This is a genomic window from Pseudomonas sp. PLMAX (genome assembly GCF_046042685.1).
GTDB lineage: Bacteria > Pseudomonadota > Gammaproteobacteria > Pseudomonadales > Pseudomonadaceae > Aquipseudomonas > Aquipseudomonas putida_AE.
This window is the reverse complement of the sequence record NZ_CP064949.1, coordinates 3,437,302-3,455,686: the sequence shown is the minus strand read 5'-3', so window position 1 is coordinate 3,455,686 and position 18,385 is coordinate 3,437,302. Positions and strand designations below refer to the sequence as shown.

The window sequence follows — 18,385 nt, the reverse complement described above, 5'->3', positions numbered from 1 at the left end:
ACCGGGCTGCAGACCAATTGGCGGTTTTTCCTGCACGCAACTTATGTATAAACACAAGTTGCGGTTAATCTGGCGCGATGCACACGCGCCTCAACAGCCCAGGAGCCTTGCCGGTATGGAACTACACGTCGTCATTAACGGCCGCAAGGACCTGGCGGGCCAGTTGTACAAGCAACTGCGCAGCGCTATCGAATCAGGCCGCCTGGCAGCCGGTTCGCAACTGCCGCCAAGCCGCCTGCTGGCCGAGCAACTGGGCATTTCACGCAAGACCATTTCCGATACCTATGCCCAGCTGACCTATGAAAACTTCCTCACCGGGGTGATCGGCAAAGGCACCTACGTCAACGCCCGCGCCACGAAAGTCGAGCGCAAGCAGAGCCCTGACGAGCTCGCCGGCTTTGAGGTGATCGAGTCCTGGCGCAAACTTCCGGTATTTCTACGCCACCCCACGTTGGAAGGGTCGCTGCGTTACGACTTCATCGGCGGTGCCACAAGCAAAGGGCAGTTCCCTCAGGACGACTGGCGACGCTGCACGTCCCATGCGTTGCGCCAGATTGCCGGGTCCAAGGGTTTCTACAGCCTGCCTGAAGGCCTGCCGGCCCTGCGTAATGCCATCGCGCAACACATCGCCTTTTCTCGCGGGGTCAATTGCCGGGATGAGGACGTGGTGGTGTGCAACGGTGCGCAACAGGCCCTGGACCTGATTTCCCGGGTGCTGACCCGCCCTGGCAGCATCGTGGCCATGGAAGACCCCGGTTATCCACCGGCGCGCCTGTTGTTCGGCACCCACGGCGCCACGGTGATGGGCGTGCCGGTGGACGCCGAAGGCATTGTGGTGGAGCAAATCCCCCGCGGAACGCGGCTGATCTACGTCACCCCGTCCCACCAGTTCCCCTTGGGCATGCCCATGAGCCACGAGCGGCGAGTCGCCTTGCTGGCCAAGGCCCATGAACTGGGCGCGATCATCATCGAGGACGACTACGACAGCGAATTCCGCTACGAAGGCCGCCCCACGGACTCGCTGCAAAGCATGGATGAACGCGGGATCGTCGCCTATGTCGGGACCTTCTCGAAAACCCTGCTGCCGGAGCTGCGCCTGGGGTACGCGATCCTGCCGCCGGCGATTCTCGAGGCGGTGGTGCGCGCCAAACAGCTCACCGACCTGCACACCTCCACCCTGCCCCAGTGGGCGCTGGCCAAATTCATCGCCGAAGGCTGCCTGCTCAAGCACATTCGTCGCTGCCACACGATCTATGCGGGCCGGCGCGAGCGGATCCTGGCGCGCATGGCCGGCGATCTCTCACCCTGGCTGGAGGCGGTGCCGACCACGGCGGGTTTTCACATGGTGGTGCTGTGCAAGGTGCCAGTGGATGTGGCACTGGTGATCGAGCTGGCGAAAAAGGTTGAAGTCGGGCTCTATGCCATCGACAGCTTTTTCTATCAGCAAGCGCCCCAGGCCGGGTTTTTCCTCGGTTTCGGCGCTATCGAGACCCTGGACATCGACATCGCCCTGGATCGTTTTCGAGACATTTTGCAGCAGGTTGCCTGACGGATTGGTCTGCGGCTTTATTAAGCGATTGGCTATTGGTGGTCCGGAGGTGCAGGCCTATCCTGCATAGGCGTTATCCCTCAATGAGCAGGATTCGTCCGGCCTGATTCAGGAGTGTGTGCCAATGTCCTACAACGTGATCAATACCGTAAAGGTGCAGGCCGTCGCCGGCCGCTCGGATGAACTGGGTCAGCAATTGCAAAAAATTGTCGATACCCTGCGCGAACTACCGGGCTGTGAATCCTATATGGTCGACCGCTGCCCTGAGGACAGTAACCGTTGGACTGTCAGCGCCCACTGGCAATCGGAAACGGCCATGCAATCGCATTTCAACAGTCCCCAGGTGCAAGGCTTCATCGACCTGATCGATTGCCAGTTGGCCAACGCCGTCGACTTCAACAGCTTTCCGATCAGATAAACACGGTTAAGATCGCAGTCCCTGGTCGCGCTTGCAGAGTATGGGTACCTCTGCAAACGTGGTCGGGGACTGCGATCTTTTTCGTTCAAGCGCCGCACATTGGTCCCCTTGCCTTCCCGAAAATTGGCTGTTTGTTTGTTCCCACCGACGCCATAGATTGGTCCCTGACGACTAACCACTGCAGGTGATCAACCATGAACGTTTTGCGCTTCTCTCTCGCTGCCCTTGCCTTGACCGTTTGCGCCTCGGCGTTTGCCCATGAGGCCGGTGATCCTTCAGAAAAGGTCACGGTGTTGCAGGACCAGATGCTGAAAAACGCCCCAGGCAAAAAGGCTTTGATGATCGAGGTCGACTATAAGCCAGGCCAAGCGTCGATCGCCCACAAACATGACGGCATGGCCATGGCCTATGTGCTTTCGGGGTCGATCACTTCTCAGGTGAAGGGCGAAAAAGAGATCACGTACAAGGCCGGTGAGTATTGGTACGAACCCGCTGGCTCGGAACATCTGGTCTCGAAAAACGCCAGCGCAACCCAACCTGCAAAACTGTTGGTGTTCATGGTGTTGTCGCCCGACGAAAAAGTCCTGGTCCCCTTGAAAAACTGATCGCTGAACGAACAGCCATAAATAAAAAGGCTTTAATCTGCGATTGGGGTCTTTTTATTTCTCCGGGCACTTAACGGCACTTCTTTAAAGCAAATAAAACTATTGATCTACGGATAATAGCGGATATTGGCCATTTCATTCAGTGACTCCCGGTTTAGTCTGAAGTCACTGCCGGCCATGCCCGGCAACTTAACTTTCCGACTGATGTTGTTTCAGTGGAGAAACACCATGAAACTTGCACTTGTCAGTACGTTGACAATAACGGCCCTGTTAACCGGCTGCTCGATTCCCACGGCACCTTCCGCGGTCTCTTCGCTGGACGGCATCTTCACCGCCCCCGTAGGTCGCAGTAGCGCCTCCAGCATTCCCAACGGCCATGACGTTTCCCTGGGCGTGGTCTACAGCCGCAATACCCAGGCCAATCGCGCCTACCTGCAGGAGTACCAGGCCAATGCCGGCACCGGCTTCGGCCAGAGCCTGCTGGTTCAACCGATTCACGATGCGTATGTCGCCACGTCCAAGCCCGACCTGGCGGTGGACTGGGTCAAGGCCTCGCTGCAACGGCAGTTCGGTTCGGTCACGGTGTATCCGGACATGCAGAGCCTCAAGGCGGCGAAACCGGACGTGGTTGCAATCGTCGACAGCCGCAGCCAGTTGATCACCTCGCGCAGTTCGGACGTCGAGGCCAATGTCAGTGCCGACTTCTACGATCGCAACTTCAACTATATCGGCACTGCAAGAGGCCATGACGCCGTAGCACTGAGCCCAGTGTGGGCCGACTATAAACGCAGTGAAGAGATCGTTGCCGATATTAATGAACAGCAGAATGTGCAAGTAAGGGCACTGCAGAAGTTTGACCAGTCGCTCAGTAATTTATTGACCAGACCGACAGATAAAGTGTCGATGGTTGATAATAAACAAGGTCATAAGTTGTATTAAAAGATAGGGCCTCTTCGCGGGCAAGCCCGCTCCTACAGGTTAGCCGCGTACCACTGTAGGAGCGGGCTTGCCCGCGAAGGGGCCAGAATTGACGCTATAAAAACCTGGGCGAAAAAAAAAAAGCCCCGCATCTCAATGCGGGGCTTTTTCAATCAACGCCTGATCAGGCCGCCGGCTCAAGCACTTCGCTGGCAGGTGCGGGGGTAGTCACCACCGCTTGCCCGCTCAAAGCCAGGTCCAGCAGTTCACGGTTGGCCACCGCGTACATGGCGTAGTCCGTACCGCTGGCGGCACGGATTTCCACCAGCATCGCGCGCCAGCGTTCGATCATGCTGCCGTGCTGTGCCATCCACAGCGACAGGCGTGTTTCCACGTCCTGGGTGCCGTCGCCCTGTTGCAGGACCGAGATGGTGATCGCACGTTGCTGCCAGTCGACGTCATCGCGGAACGCTTCACGGGCCAGGGCCTGCCAGTTGTTTTCAACCGGCAAGGCACTGATCTGTTGCAGGTACCAGGTGATGTCCAGCGCGCTGCCCACGGCAAAGTAGGCCTTGGCCACGTCCGCAGGGTTCTGGCCGGTCACGTCGGAGGCCTCGATGATCGGCAGCAGGGTGTACAGGTGCGAAGTACCCGCCACCATGCGCGCCAGCAACTCCGGTACACCGGCTTCGACGTATGCCTGGTAGCGCGACTGCCAGTTCTCGCGGATCTCGCCACTGAGCAGTTCGTCGAGCTTGAGGCCCAACTCCTTCAGGTGCGGACCGAAGTGCGCGACGTCACGGGCAGCGTTCTGCTCGTTGCGACGGGCACGCAGGAACCAGCGCGTGGCGCGACGGCCCAGACGCATCAGCTCGTCCATCAGCTCCAGTTGCACGTCGGCGGACACCTGGTAGTCCAGGTTTTCAATCTGACGGAACCAGTGCGGGAGATGGAAAATGTCACGCACGATCACGTAGGCACCGGCCACGTTCGCCGGGCTCATGCCGGTCGACTCCTTGAGTCGCTGAACGAAAGTGATGCCCATGTGGTTCACCAGATCGTTGGCGATCTGGGTGCTGACGATTTCGCGCTTCAGACGGTGACGACGCATCGCTGCGGAGAACTTGCTCACCAGGGTTGGCGGGAAAGCGGTTTCCATGTCGCGGGTCAGGTAGTCGTCATCCGGCACCAGGGAGCCCAGCAGTTGCTCCTTGAGGTCGATCTTGCTGTAGGAGATCAGCACCGACAACTCGGCACGGGTCAGGCCATGGCCTTCGGCGATGCGCTCGTTGATCGCCTCTTCGTTCGGCAGGAACTCGATGGCGCGATCCAGCTTGCCGCGGCCTTCCAGATCGTTCATCAGGCGCTTGTACTCGGCAATCCGCGGCAAGGCGCGACGGGCCGCCAGGGACAGGGCCTGGGTCTGCTTGTAGTTGTTGCCCAACACCAGGCCACCGACTTCGTCGGTCATGCTCGCCAGCAACTGGTTACGCTGCTTGTCGGTCATGTCGCCGGCCTGAACCACTTCGTTCAGCAGGATCTTGATGTTTACTTCGTGGTCGGAGCAGTCCACGCCACCGGCGTTGTCGATGAAGTCGGTGTTGGAACCGCCGCCATTTAGACCGAACTCGACACGCCCCAGTTGGGTCATGCCCAGGTTACCGCCCTCGCCCACCACTTTGCAGCGCAGTTCGTTGCCGTTCACGCGCAGCGCATCGTTGGCCTTGTCGCCGACATCGGCGTGGCTTTCGCTGCTGGCCTTGACGTAGGTACCGATACCGCCGTTCCACAACAGGTCCACCGGTGCCTTGAGCAAGGCATTGAGCAGTTCGGTCGGGGTCAGCTTGTCGGCCTGGATGTCAAAGCGTTCCTGCATCTGCGGGGAAATCGCGATGCTTTTCGCGCTGCGGGAGAAGATGCCGCCGCCTTCGGACATGATGCTGGTGTCGTAATCCGACCAGGCCGAACGCGGCAGGTCGAACAGGCGCTGACGCTCGGCGAAGCTGGTCGCCGGATTCGGGTTCGGGTCGATGAAGATGTGCAGGTGGTTGAACGCTGCGACCAGTTGCAGCTTGTCGGACATCAGCAAGCCGTTACCGAACACGTCACCGGCCATGTCGCCGACGCCCACCACGGTGATGCTGTCTTCCTGGACATTGATGCCGCGCTCGCGGAAGTGACGTTGTACGCCGACCCACGCGCCCTTGGCGGTGATGCCCATTTTCTTGTGGTCGTAACCGGCCGAACCACCGGAGGCGAACGCGTCACCCAGCCAGAAGCCGTAGTCGATGGCGATGCCGTTGGCGATGTCGGAGAAGGTCGCGGTGCCCTTGTCCGCGGCGACGACCAGGTACGGGTCATCGTTGTCATGGCGCACGACGTTGGTCGGCGGCACCAGGGCGCCGTCCTTCAGGTTGTCGGTAATGTCCAACAGGCCCGAAATGAAGATGCGGTAGCAGGCGATGCCCTCGGCCGCGATCTCGTCACGGCTGCCGCCCAGTGGCAGGCGACGCGGCAGGAAGCCGCCCTTCGCACCCACCGGCACGATCACCGAGTTCTTCACTTGCTGGGCTTTTACCAGGCCCAGGACTTCGGTACGGAAGTCTTCTTCACGGTCGGACCAGCGCAGGCCGCCACGGGCGACGTTGCCGAAGCGCAGGTGCACGCCTTCGACGCGTGGCGAGTAGACGAAGATCTCGAACTTCGGCACCGGTTTCGGCAGTTCAGGGATCAAGTGCGGGTTGAACTTGAAGCTGAAGTACGACTTGTTATGGCCGTTGGCGTCGGTCTGGTAGAAGTTGGTGCGCAGGGTGGCCTTGATCAGGTCCAGGTAGCGACGCAGGATGCGGTCTTCGTTGAGCACCTGGACGTCGTCCAGCGCGGTCAGGATCGCATGTTCCAGACGCTGCTCGAGATCGTCGCTGCTCAGCTTGCGCGCCAGGTAGAAACGGGTCTTGAACAACCGGGTCAGTTCGCGAGCGATGTCGGTGTGGTTGTTCAGGGTGCTGGCGATGTAGCCCAGGTCGAAGCCCAGGCGGATCTGCTTGAGGTAACGGGCGTAGGCACGCAGCAGCGCCACGTCACGCCAAGGCAGGCCGGCGGTCAGGACCAGGCGGTTGAACGCATCGTTCTCGGCATCGCCGCGCACGATATGGACGAACGCGTCCTGCAGGGTGTCGTTGAGTTGCTGGATATCCAGGTCCAGGCCTTCGGCTGCGGTGAAGGCGAAGTCGTGGATCCAGAACTCGCGGCCATTGGTGTGACGCAGGCGGTACGGGAATTCACCCAGCACGCGCAGGCCGAGGTTTTCCAGGATCGGCAGGACGTCGGACAAGGCCAACGGGGTGTCGGCGTGGTACAGCTTGCAATGCAGCTCGCGCTGGCCCACCTGGCCCAGCGGCTGGTAGAAGCTCATCACCAGCGGGTTCTTGTCGTTGAGGCTCAGCAGGTGCTGCATGTCGACCACAGCCGAATGCGCGGCGAAACGCTCGCGGTAGCCGGCCGGGAAGCCTTTCGGGAAGTCGGCCAGCACGTTGGTGCCCTGGGCCTCGCCGAAGCTTTCGACGGTCAGCGCCGAGTAATCGTCCTGCCAGCTGCGGCAGGCCTGGATCACTTCGTTTTCCAGCTGCTGCGGGTCGATATCGATGCGGTTTTTCGGGTCGACGCGCAGGATCAACTGCACACGGGCCAGCACGGACTCGGAGAAGAAGGTCCAGAACTCGCAATCCGAGGCTTTCAGGCGATCCATCAGCACTTGCTGGATCTTCTGCCGAACTTCGGTGGAGTAGATATCACGCGGCACGTAGGCCAGGCAGTAGCAGAAACGACCGTACGGGTCCTTGCGCAGGAACACGCGGATCTTGTTGCGTTCCTGGATCTGCACGATCGACATCACGGTGCTGAACAGCTCGTCCACCGGCGTCTGGAACAGGTCGTCGCGCGGCAGCACTTCGAGCACCTGGGCCAGTTCCTTGCCCAGGTGAGCCTTGGCCTGGAAGCCGGAACGGCGTTCGATTTCCGCGACCTTGCGGCGGATGTACGGGATGACCCGCACGCTCTCGCCATACACCGACGAGGTGTACAGGCCCATGAAACGGCATTCCTTGATGACCTTGCCGTTGGCGTCGATTTCACGGATCGACACGTAGTCCGGGTAAGCCGGACGGTGTACACGGCTTGGGTGCGCCGCCTTGGCGAACGACAGCAGGGTCGGTTCGCGCAGGTAGTTGACGGCGTAGTCTTCGATGCGCAGGTCATCGTAGCTCAGGCCGGCGCGCAGCAGTTTGGTCAGGCCGAGGAAGGAGTCCTTGTCATAGACGATGTGACCGCCATCGGCTTCATCGCTGACCACGAACTCTTCGTAGCCGAGGAAGGTGAAGTGGTTGCCCACCAGCCATTCCAGGAAACTCTTGATTTCGCTCTTTTCGTCGGCATCGACGGCGAACTGGCTGTTGTCCAGGTTGGTGAGGATTTCCTGGACCTTGGCTTTCATCGGCTCGAAATCGCCCACCGCCACGCGCACTTCAGCGAGCACTTGCTCCAGCTCTTTGGCCAGCACGTTCAGTTCGGCGTTATTGGCGCAACGGTCAATTTCCAGGTACATCAACGACTCTTGCAGCACGTCGTCGCCCTGGGTGCCTTTTGGCAGGATTTCCAGCAGCTCGCCCTTGCTGCCACGACGCACGCTCAGCACGGTGGTCTGCAGGGTGTGGATGCTGTAGCCGCGACGGTTCAGCTCGGTGCGCACCGAGTCCACCAGGAATGGCAGGTCGTGGTGCAGCACTTCGACCGCGGTGTGGGTCGACTGCCAGCCGTGGCGTTCGTAATCGGGGTTGTAGACGCGCACTTGCGGGTGCGCGTGATCGAAGCGCTCAAGCAGGCGCCACGCAGAAAGAGTACAGCCAGCGAGGTCAGACAACCGACGTTGGGTCAGTTCATCGAGGGAAATGATGCCGAAGAATTGTTCAGCGAACAGCGCCACTTGTGGCAGTGCCTGTTCACTGATGTGCTGCGCCAGTGCCGCTTGCAGTTGGTGCTGGAAGTCGGCTTTGCTGGCTGCGGTGAAGAACGCCATCTGTGGTACTCCGCTTGGGCTTGTTATTGATGAAAGCGTCGCGCGAAACACCCCTGTTCGGGGCTATGTTTCAAAGCTACCCGTCACCCTGCTCCTGATTCTCGGGCAGAGGAAACAGGGCGACAGGAGAGTGAAGCTAAACGAGACACTCGGGTCACATTCACCTTCCGTGAATGGGCATCTGCAAAAGCGACTGGGCTGCGTGCAGCGCAATGCCTTTACGGGTGCTCATCCGTTGCGCAGCTTAACGAGTGCGGCAAGGCCCATGCTTGCGGTGCTGCGACATATTCGGTCAACGGTACGCTGCTCTGCAGGCGCGCATTGAACAACACTAGCAGCCGAAGGCGATTTCGGGGCTGATTGCACAGTTTTTGCGGGACAACCGTACCAGAACGGCAGATCGGGACGCGCCCTCCCCGCCCCAACCAGAAATTGACAACATCCATGATCGCCGAACCGACCATGGACGCTAATGCTGCTCATTGAAGGAACCTCGACCGATTCAGTCGATCAAGTCATCGAACGCCTGAAATCGGCTCACTGTCGCGCAGTCGTAACAGAGCATTTGAATCGTCTTCTTGTCCATGCTGGCATCGACGTTGGTCGAATCACATTCACGACAGAACAGCTGCAGATGCCCGGCCTGGTCCGTCGTGCAGCCATTGCCAGAGAAAAACCGTGGCACCAGTTCGTCACGCCAGTAGAGGCCCGGGGACTTGGAGAAACCTGCTCCGCTGTCCTTGAGTACCACGTCATACAGGATCCGGTGCAAGGCCGACTGCGGCACTCGCGAATCGCGATAGGCGGTTTTGCGCCAGTTTCGCGCCTTTGCATCCTGCGCCGTGCCCAACATGTTGCCCGGGATGGTGTTGCAAGCGTGGTTACGGCCCTTGGAATTGCCGGTGGCGTAGAAATGCGCGGCATTCTTCACCGCCAACCGCGCAAAGTAGTAGATATGGCTCACCGAAAAGTCCTGCAGAAGCTGGCCGACAACGGTTTCGGCGCGCCCTTGGGCACTGAATACAAAACTCACTTCACTGGCCAGGATCTGGATGTACTGAAGCGACTCGTCCCGGGCCAGGCTCAACATCAAGGCGTACAATTCGCTTTTCCAGGCGGGCTGAACACTGCCTGACAGCTCTTGATACAAAGCGCCGTACAGTGCGTCGCGAGTGCCGCGTATGCCGGGTTCCAATGCGACATTGGGTAGCCAGCGCACGGAGCAGAAGTCTTTGATCTGGTAGCCGGACGCCCGATCGAAGGCCTTGATGTCGCCATCCAGGTCGACGTCCAGCGCTCCGGTCTCGTGCAGGTTCCTCACCAGCGCTTCACTGGCCTCATCAGTGGGTGCCAGAGGTTCGCTCCTGACCCCGGTGGCGAGCGAGGCAATGCGCTCGCCACCGTCGACCTGGCCGTCGTCGAGCAAGGCGAGCAGTGCCAGTTTCTGGACGAAGCCCAGCGATGCATAAGGCACCGACGGACGCGGCGTGGCGTAGCGTTTCTCCAACTCGAGACGATCACGCTGCGCCTGGGCGGCGATTTCCTGCTGGCGCAGCTTGTAGCACTCATTGCAGGTACAGCGCTTGATTCGCCCTTGGTGGCCAGGCTCATGGTGATAGTGCTCGCAACGCACGCACTTGAAAGGGTTACGAAGTGAGACAGGGGTACCCTTGGCGTGCCGGCGCACCCACATGGGCAGGTCGCAGTAGGGGCACGTCAGGTCCTTGCTGATGATCGGCGGCAATATCTTCAACAGACTGCGGACTTCAGGCGCAATGTTGAACTCGATTTTCAGGTCGGCACTTTTTTCACCGTCCAGATAGCGCTGGTACAGTTGCTCGATTTGTTCCTCGGACAGGTGCTTGATCTCATCTGCCCGTTCGAAATACTGACTCATCGAAAGAGGTCCTTTTTACATGATTGACTGCGCAATCCTTTGCGTCTGGGCGATCACGCTAAGGGATTGAAATGCGCAAAGACAAGTAAAAAACCTGCTTCCTGGCGTTATTTTCAGGGCTCGCAAACCTCCTGCAACAGGATCGGAAATTTCCCATGGCAAGTTAGGAAAAGTCCGTGAGAAGCACCCTTCATCATTCACAGGGTCTAGTTGTAACGGCTTTTCGATACATCAAAGTGATAATGGAAATCGGTGTTTTCCCGCCACGTCAGCAACCTGAGGCAGCAGAAATATCCGTGGACTGGCAGAATTGCATTTTTTTACGTTCATCACGCTCGCCGAGCCAGGAATTCCCCATGCAAATGACCACCGCCCTCTTGATCGTCAACCCTTGCGATGAAGAAGAAGACGACATGGCGATGCTGTGCTGCCATAGCGAAAAGGGTGAGATGTTTCTCATGAGTCGGTATCCGGATGAGGATGAGCTTGAGATCACCCTCGATGGCGAGCCTTCGACCCTGGATGGCGTGAAGGTGACCCTCAGCCCTACCCTGCTGAAGATCGAGATCGCCGCGGCGGATGCCGATGCGTTGAATGGGGATGATGTGCTGGAGATCACTTTTGACCCGGACATGGTGGATCTGGCGGAGGTTCAGGAAACCCTGAAGAATATCCTTGACGGTACCGGGACCTTTATCAGTCAGATTTGATGTGTCTGAACCGGCCCTATCGCTGGCAAGCCAGCTCCTACAGTGACCGATGTGTTGCACTGATAGCATCCACACCGCCAATAACTGCAGGACTGCGGCGCGACGATTCGACTTGCCAGCGATGAGGCCCTGACAGTCACCTCAGGACTGTCGCCCTGCAAAAACCAGCAAATCCCCAACCATTTCCCGCACTTTGCACAAAATGCCGTTAGTCGCCGCCCCCCGCGATGGATTAAAGTAACGCCCCCAGCCCTGGCGTTATACGAACGTCTTCGGTCACCCTCTCCAGGAACAGTCATCGATGGAACATCGTGAAGCGCTGCTAGCGCTGCGAACCTTTCTTTCAACGCAGATTCTCGGCCAGGAAAAACTCATCGAGCGCTTGCTCATCGCCCTGCTTGCCGACGGCCACATGCTGGTTGAAGGGGCTCCTGGCCTGGCCAAGACCAAGGCCATCAAGGAACTGGCAGAAGGCATCGAAGCGCAGTTCCATCGCATCCAGTTCACCCCCGACCTGTTGCCTGCCGACATCACCGGTACCGAGATCTATCGCCCGGAAACCGGCAGCTTCGTGTTCCAGCAGGGCCCGATCTTCCACAACCTGGTGTTGGCGGACGAAATCAACCGTGCCCCGGCCAAGGTTCAATCGGCATTGCTCGAAGCCATGGGTGAGCGCCAGGTCAGTGTCGGACGCAGCACCTATGAGCTTTCGCCGTTGTTCCTGGTGATGGCCACACAAAACCCGATCGAGCAGGAAGGCACCTACCCGCTGCCCGAAGCGCAGCTGGACCGTTTCCTGATGCACGTGAAAATCGGTTTTCCGGACGCTGCTGTCGAACGCCGCATCCTGCAACAAGCCCGTGGCGAAGCCTTGAACGGCGAAACCAAGCCCGAACGCCGGGTCAGCCAGCAGGCGATCTTCGCCGCACGCAAGGAGATTCTCGGCCTGTACATGGCCGACGCCGTGGAGGAATACCTGGTGCAACTGGTCATGGCCACGCGCACCCCGGCCAAGTTCGATCCGGAAATGGCCGAATGGATCGCCTACGGCGCCAGCCCCCGCGGTTCGATTGCCCTGGATCGCTGCGCCCGGGCACACGCCTGGCTGGCCGGGCGCGACTTCGTCAGCCCCGAAGACATCCAGGCGGTACTGTTCGATGTATTGCGCCACCGCATCATTCTTTCCTTTGAAGCCGAAGCCGCCGGTATCGACCAGGACCGGGTGGTCCAGCGGATTCTCGACGTCGTAGCCGTCGCTTGACCCCGATGAACGCCATCCTGCCGCCCGAACCGGGCATCCGTGTCAGCCTCGCCGAGTTGATCGAGATGCGTCATCGCGTGCGTGAAGTGCAGCTGTTTTCCACGCCGAGCCAGCGCAGCCCGCTGATCGGCCTGCACCACTCCAAGCTGCGGGGCCGTGGCGTGGATTTCGATCAGGTGCGGGTTTATCAAGCCGGCGACGACGTGCGCAGCATCGACTGGCGCGTCACCGCCCGGACCCAGGAACCCCACACCAAGCTGTTTCACGAAGAACGTGAGCGGCCGATCTTCATCATGGTCGAGCAGAGTCGTCGGTTGTTCTTCGGCTCGGGGCTGATGTTCAAGTCGGTGCTCGCCGCCCAGGCCGCGAGCCTGATCGGCTGGGCCGCGCTGGGGCATAACGACCGGGTCGGAGGCCTGGTGTTCGGCGACAATGAGCATTACGAAATCAAGCCAAGGCGCAGCAAACAGAGCCTGTTGCAGCTGCTCAACCGCCTGGTGCGGGTCAACCAGTCGCTGCACACCGAAAGCGAGCCCGATCGCGATGCGTTCGGCATTGCCTTGCGCCGCGCGCGGGAGGTGTTGCGGCCCGGCAGCCTGGCGATCGTGATCTGCGACGAGCGCGCCTTGTCCGAAAGCGCCGAACAACAGCTGAGCCTGTTATCGCGCCATTGCGACCTGTTGCTGCTGCCGTTGTCCGATCCACTGGATCATGCCCTGCCTGCCGCCGGACTGTTGCGCTTCGCCGAGCGTGGCGCACAACTGGAACTCGACACGCTCAACTTCGACCTGCGCCAGACCTACCGCGCCCAGGCCGAAGCGCGCATCGCCCGCTGGGAGCTGCTGGCACAGAAGCTTCGAGTGTTGTTGATGCCGCTGAGCACGCAAAGTGAAATGGTCGAGCAACTGCGCGAGTACCTCAACCCACAGCAGCCGGGGAAAGGCCGATGAGCAGTCTCGAGCAGTTGCAGCCACTGATTTCTCCGCCCCCCGTGGAGTTCTGGCCGCCGGCACCGGGCTGGTGGTTGCTGCTGCTGTTGCTGCCGGCCATCGGCTTTGGCCTGTGGAAGCTGCGGCACCTGTTGACTCGCAAGCAACCGGTAGCCCCCGTCGAACAACCGCTGGACCCGGTGCGCGTGGCCGCACTGGCGGAACTGGCGCGCATGCCCAAACCTTACGACGGCGCGCCCGCCGGTGCCTGGCTGCAGCAACTCAATGGCCTGCTCAAGCGTCTGTGCCGCAACCATTACCCCTACAGCCAAAGCCATACCCTCAATGGCCGCAAATGGCTGGCTTTTCTCGACAACCGCTGCCCCGCTGCCGGCCTGACCCGCTGGATGGTGCTGGTCGAGGGCGCCTACAAGCCCGAATGCAAGCTGGACGACAAGGCCATCGCCGGCCTGACCCAGGCGGTCGACACCTGGATTCGCAAACATGTTTGAGTTCGCCTGGCCGTGGATGTTCGCCCTGCTGCCGCTGCCCTGGTTGATGCGTGTGCTGTTGCCGGTGGCCGACAGTGGCGAACCGGCACTCAAGGTCAGTTTTCTCGCTGACCTCGAAGGCCTGGCCAAGCGCCGCGCCCGGGCCAACTTGCCCGCCTGGCGCCAACAGGCGCCGTTTTTGCTGCTCTGGTTGCTGTTGCTGAGCGCCGCCGCGCGCCCGCAATGGCTCGGCGAGCCGTTGCCGATTGCAGCCAGCGGGCGCGACCTGCTGGTGGCGGTGGACGTGTCCGGTTCGATGGACTTTCCCGATATGCAGTGGCAGGACGATGACGTCAGCCGCCTCACCCTGGTCCAGCATTTGCTCGGCGATTTCCTCGAAAGTCGCGACGGCGACCGGGTCGGGCTGATCCTGTTCGGCAGCCGGGCGTACGTGCAGGCACCCCTGACGTTTGACCGGCACACCGTGCGCGTCTGGCTCGACGAAGCGCGTATCGGCATCGCCGGCAAGAACACCGCCATCGGTGACGCCATCGGCCTGGCCCTCAAGCGCCTGCGACAACGCCCGGCGCAAAGCCGCGTGTTGATTCTGGTCACCGATGGCGCCAACAACGGCGGCGAAATCGATCCGCTGACCGCCGCGCGCCTGGCGGCCAAGGAAGGGGTGAAAATCTACCCGATCGGTATCGGCGCCGACCCGGAAGAAAGCGGCACCCCCGGTTTCCTGGGGATCAATCCGAGCCTGGATCTTGACGAACCCACCTTGAAGGCGATCGCCGACGCCACCGGCGGCCAGTACTTCCGCGCTCGCGATGGCCAGGAACTGCAAGCGATCAAGGGCACCCTCGACAAACTGGAGCCCGTGACCCAGCAACCGACCCAGGCCCGTCCGGCCCAGGCGTTGTACCACTGGCCGCTGGCGCTGGCGTTGTGGCTGAGCATGCTGCTGGTGGTGCGCGAGCTGTGGCCGGACAACCCGCTGCAACGATTTTTCACCAAGGACCTGTTCTTGCAATCGCCATTGCCTGACTGGCGCCAGCGCCTCAAACGCCTGCGCCTGCGGAGGCGCCGATGAGCGCACTCTGGCCGTACTTTTTCCGTCCCTGGTGGCTGCTGTCGCTGCCGCTGCTTGGCTGGTTGCTCTGGAAACTGTGGCATCGGCAGAAGCGCGCGGGGCGCTGGCAGATGATCCTGCCGCCGGCGTTCCATGCGGCGTTGCTCAGTGGCGGCAGCGGACGCGAAAGCAAACTGCCGTGGATCGCCCTGGGCCTGGCCTGGTCGATCGCTGTCGTCGCATTGATCGGACCGAGCTTTTCCCGCGTCGAGCAGACCAGCCAGAAACCCGCTGACCCGCTGGTGGTGATCCTTGAGCTGACCCCGCAAATGCTCGCCACCGACGTTCAGCCAAACCGCCTGGAACAGGCCCGGCGCAAACTCTTCGACCTGCTGCAAAGCCGCAACGACGCGCAGACTGCAATCGTCGTCTACGCCGGCAGCGCCCACACCCTGGTGCCGCTGTCGGACGACCTGTCCACCAGCCGCAACCTGCTCGATGCACTCAAGCCGTCGTTGATGCCCGAAGCCGGCCAGCGTGCCGATCTGGCGGTGGTCAAGGCCCTGGCCTTGCTGGAACAGGCCGCACTGGGCGACGGTCGGATCCTGTTGATCGGCACTTCCCTGAGCGAACCGGAGCGCCTGGGCATCAGCCGCGCCTTGAGCGGCAAGTCGACGCAATTGCTCATGCTTGGCATCGGCACCGCCGACGGCGCCCCGATCACCCAGGAGGATGGCAGTTTCCTCAAGGACGAACAGGGAGCGATCCTGGTGTCGCGCCTGGATGAGCCCGGCCTGAAGGCCTTCGTCAACGAGCTGGACGGACACTACCGCCACGCGCGCCTGAGCGATGGCGATCTGCGCGCCCTCGGCCTGCTCGACGGGCCGCGCAACCTGCGCAACGACGGCCAGACCCTGCGCCTCGACACCTGGGCCGACCAGGGCTACTGGCTGCTGTTGCCGCTGCTGTTGCTGGCCGCCTGCGCCGGTCGTCGCGGCTGGTTGTTCTGCCTGCCGCTATTTTTCATGCTGCCGCAACCGGGCTATGCCTTCGACTTCCAGGACCTGTGGCTGCGCCCCGACCAGCAGGGCCAGCACTTGCTCAAGCAGAAACGTCCGGCCGAGGCGGCCCGGCACTTCGAAGATCACCAGTGGCAAGGCGTGGCTCTCTACGAAGCCGGCGACTACACGGGCGCCGCCCAGCGGTTCGCCGAGGGCAACGACGCCCACGCCCACTACAATCGTGGCAACGCCCTGGCCAAAAGCGGCGAGCTGGAGGCGGCCGTGGATGCTTATGAACAGGCCCTCGAACGCCAACCGGATCTGCGCCCGGCCCTGACCAACAAGGCCCTGGTGGAAAGCCTGCTCAAGCAGCAAGCCACCCCGCCCGCCCCTGACAAAGCCGCCAATGAGGAGGCCGCCGATTCGGCGCAGGAAACACCACCCAGTAGCGTTGCGCAGCCGTCGACAACGGGTGAGCCGCAAACCGCTGGCGAACCGACCCAAGCCGCCACCGAGCCATCCGCCACGACACCGCCGCGCCCCGGCGCCAACGAGGTCCCGGGCAGCGAACTGGGAGATGAACAGCACACCATTGCCCCCATGCCCCCGACCAGCGACAGTCTCGATGCCGAGCAGCAGCAGGCGCTGGAGCAATGGCTCAGGCAGATCCCGGACGACCCGGGTGAATTGCTCAGACGCAAGTTCTGGTACGAACAGCAACAACATCAGGATCAGGGAAAAACTCGATGACCCGCTTCACCGCCTTCATGCTCGCCCCGCTGCCCGCCTTGCTGCTCTGTATCGTGCAGGCCCAGGCAGCCGAGCTGGTCGCCAGTGTCGACCGGGCTCGCCTGAACTCCGGCGAGACCATCGAACTGACCCTGGAATCCAACGACGTGACCCAGTTCGGCAAGCCGGACCTGACGCCACTGGAGCCCCTGTTCGAAGTGCGTGGCACCCGCCAGGTCAACCAGTTGAACACCCTCAATGGCGACAACCAGGCCACCACCCGCTGGATCGTCACCCTGCTGCCCTTGCACAACGGCACCCTGGTGATCCCCCCGCTCGCGCTGGGCGACGTGCAGAGCCAGCCGATCACCGTGCAAGTGGTCGAGAGCGACACCCAGGCGAGCCCGAACAAGCAGGCAGCGGTGTTCATCGACGCCAGCCTCGATCAAACCACCGTGTACGTGCAGGCCCAGGCGATCCTGACCTTGCGCATCTATCATTCGGTGTCCCTGTACGACGACGGCAGCCTGCCGCCCTTGCAAATTCCCGACGCGCGCATCGAACAGCTCGGCGAGTCACGCACCTACGAGAAAGACATCAACGGCATTCGCCATGGCGTGATCGAGATGCGCTACGCGATCTACCCGCAACACAGCGGTGAACTGATCATCCCGGCGCAGATATTCAATGCCGCACTGGTGGAGGCGCAACCCGTGCAGGACGCCAGCGCCCAGGCGCCGAAATCCGGCAAGTTGATGCGCGTCAGCTCCGGCGAGATCCTGCTGACGGTCAAGGCCAAACCCATCACCTATCCCGCCGACCTGCCCTGGCTACCGGCTCGCAGCCTGACCCTGAGTGAAAGCTGGAATCCAGAGCCGGAACACGTCCAGGTCGGCGATTCGCTCACCCGCAGCCTGACGGTCAAGGCCGAAGGCCTGGCCAGTTCGCAACTGCCGCCCCTGCCCGGCACCGAGGTCAGTGGCCTGCGGCGCTATCCCGATCAACCGGTGCTGGGTAACCAGAATACCGAACGAGGCCTGGTGGGCAGCCGCGAAGATCGCGAGGCGCTGGTGCCTTCGCGCAGCGGCGCCATCGACTTGCCGTCGGTCGAGGTGGTCTGGTGGAACACCTTCGAAGACCATCTGGAGCACAGCAGCCTGCCCGCCCGGACCCTGCAGGTGGCGGCCAATCCGAGCCTGCTGGTCGATACTCCGGCCGGCGCCACACCAATGGACAGCAGTGCCAGCAACGAAACCCTCTGGCGCTGGAAACTCAGCACCCTGATCCTCGCCTGTACCACCCTGCTGGGGTTCGGCCTCTGGTGGCGGGCACGCTGGCAACCGGCAATCCTGCGGGCGGCACAAACCGGCCCGAGCCCACGCACGGTGCTCGACGACCTCAAGCGTGCCTGCCAGGCCAACGATTCCCACGCCACCCGCCAGGCGCTCGACGCCTGGGCCCGCCAGCAACCGGAAACCCTGGCCGACATGGCCGCCCGCTTCGTCCCGCTGTCCGACGCCCTCGACGGTTTGAACGGCGCGCTGTACAGCGAAACCGGCCAGCATTGGCAAGGGGAAGATTTGTGGCGGGCGATCCGGACGATTCCGATTGCCGAACGGGTTCAGGATCCGGTTGGGGACAGTGGGTTGCCGCCGCTTTATCCGAAATAAGATCAAAAGATCGCAGCCTGCGGCAGCTCCTCCAAGAGCTGCCGCAGGCTGCGATCATCAA

13 protein-coding genes are annotated in these 18,385 nt (G+C 61.4%); 11 read left to right on the top strand and 2 right to left on the bottom strand.

The annotated features are described in order from the left end of the window. Positions 1 to 115: 115 nt before the first annotated feature. From DKB71_RS16000 to DKB71_RS15985, 4 genes are all read left to right on the top strand, one after another. Positions 116 to 1,549, top strand: a complete 1,434-nt coding sequence (locus DKB71_RS16000; protein ID WP_408601008.1) for a PLP-dependent aminotransferase family protein — start codon at positions 116 to 118, stop codon at positions 1,547 to 1,549. Positions 1,550 to 1,673: 124 nt separating this feature from the next. After that, complete coding sequence (locus tag DKB71_RS15995; RefSeq protein WP_046818089.1) at positions 1,674 to 1,967, top strand: putative quinol monooxygenase; 294 nt, start codon at positions 1,674 to 1,676, stop codon at positions 1,965 to 1,967. 194 nt (positions 1,968 to 2,161) lie between these two features. Continuing rightward, positions 2,162 to 2,572, top strand: coding sequence for a cupin domain-containing protein (locus DKB71_RS15990; protein ID WP_408601007.1), 411 nt, complete (start codon positions 2,162 to 2,164; stop codon positions 2,570 to 2,572). 228 nt (positions 2,573 to 2,800) lie between these two features. After that, positions 2,801 to 3,511 carry an ATPase gene (locus DKB71_RS15985; RefSeq protein ID WP_323605800.1) on the top strand — a complete coding sequence of 237 codons (711 nt, stop codon included), beginning with the start codon at positions 2,801 to 2,803 and terminating at the stop codon, positions 3,509 to 3,511. Positions 3,512 to 3,674: 163 nt separating this feature from the next. On the opposite strand, the gene DKB71_RS15980 is transcribed toward DKB71_RS15985, so the two are convergent. Together DKB71_RS15980 and DKB71_RS15975 are read right to left on the bottom strand one after the other, a co-directional pair. Continuing rightward, positions 3,675 to 8,564 (bottom strand): NAD-glutamate dehydrogenase, encoded by a 4,890-nt coding sequence (locus DKB71_RS15980; RefSeq protein ID WP_408601006.1) that lies wholly within the window; start codon positions 8,562 to 8,564, stop codon positions 3,675 to 3,677. 502 nt (positions 8,565 to 9,066) lie between these two features. Continuing rightward, positions 9,067 to 10,461, bottom strand: coding sequence for a hypothetical protein (locus tag DKB71_RS15975; RefSeq protein WP_408601005.1), 1,395 nt, complete (start codon positions 10,459 to 10,461; stop codon positions 9,067 to 9,069). Positions 10,462 to 10,817: 356 nt separating this feature from the next. Here DKB71_RS15975 and DKB71_RS15970 point away from each other — a divergent pair, with 356 nt between their 5' ends. The 7 genes from DKB71_RS15970 to DKB71_RS15940 all read left to right on the top strand — a co-directional run bounded on the left by DKB71_RS15970 (position 10,818) and on the right by DKB71_RS15940 (position 18,324). Next, positions 10,818 to 11,171, top strand: a complete 354-nt coding sequence (locus DKB71_RS15970; protein WP_408601004.1) for a hypothetical protein — start codon at positions 10,818 to 10,820, stop codon at positions 11,169 to 11,171. A gap of 301 nt (positions 11,172 to 11,472) precedes the next feature. Beyond that, complete coding sequence (locus DKB71_RS15965; RefSeq protein WP_008150800.1) at positions 11,473 to 12,432, top strand: MoxR family ATPase; 960 nt, start codon at positions 11,473 to 11,475, stop codon at positions 12,430 to 12,432. A gap of 5 nt (positions 12,433 to 12,437) precedes the next feature. Next, the gene (locus DKB71_RS15960) at positions 12,438 to 13,382 is read left to right on the top strand and encodes a DUF58 domain-containing protein (RefSeq protein ID WP_274076976.1); all 945 of its coding nucleotides are present in this window, start codon (positions 12,438 to 12,440) and stop codon (positions 13,380 to 13,382) included. Further along, a complete protein-coding gene (locus tag DKB71_RS15955; RefSeq protein ID WP_408601003.1) occupies positions 13,379 to 13,873 on the top strand; it encodes a DUF4381 domain-containing protein in 495 nt (164 codons plus the stop codon). The genes DKB71_RS15960 and DKB71_RS15955 overlap by 4 nt, the downstream gene beginning before the upstream one ends. Then, positions 13,866 to 14,945, top strand: a complete 1,080-nt coding sequence (locus DKB71_RS15950) for a VWA domain-containing protein (protein WP_274076978.1) — start codon at positions 13,866 to 13,868, stop codon at positions 14,943 to 14,945. Before DKB71_RS15955 ends, DKB71_RS15950 begins: the two co-directional genes overlap by 8 nt. Next, positions 14,942 to 16,675: a tetratricopeptide repeat protein gene (locus DKB71_RS15945; protein ID WP_408601002.1), complete on the top strand. Its 1,734-nt coding sequence runs from the start codon at positions 14,942 to 14,944 to the stop codon at positions 16,673 to 16,675. Before DKB71_RS15950 ends, DKB71_RS15945 begins: the two co-directional genes overlap by 4 nt. After that, entirely contained in the window at positions 16,672 to 18,324 is a 1,653-nt protein-coding gene (locus tag DKB71_RS15940) for a BatD family protein (RefSeq protein ID WP_408601001.1), read from the top strand. The genes DKB71_RS15945 and DKB71_RS15940 overlap by 4 nt, the downstream gene beginning before the upstream one ends. Positions 18,325 to 18,385: the final 61 nt, after the last annotated feature.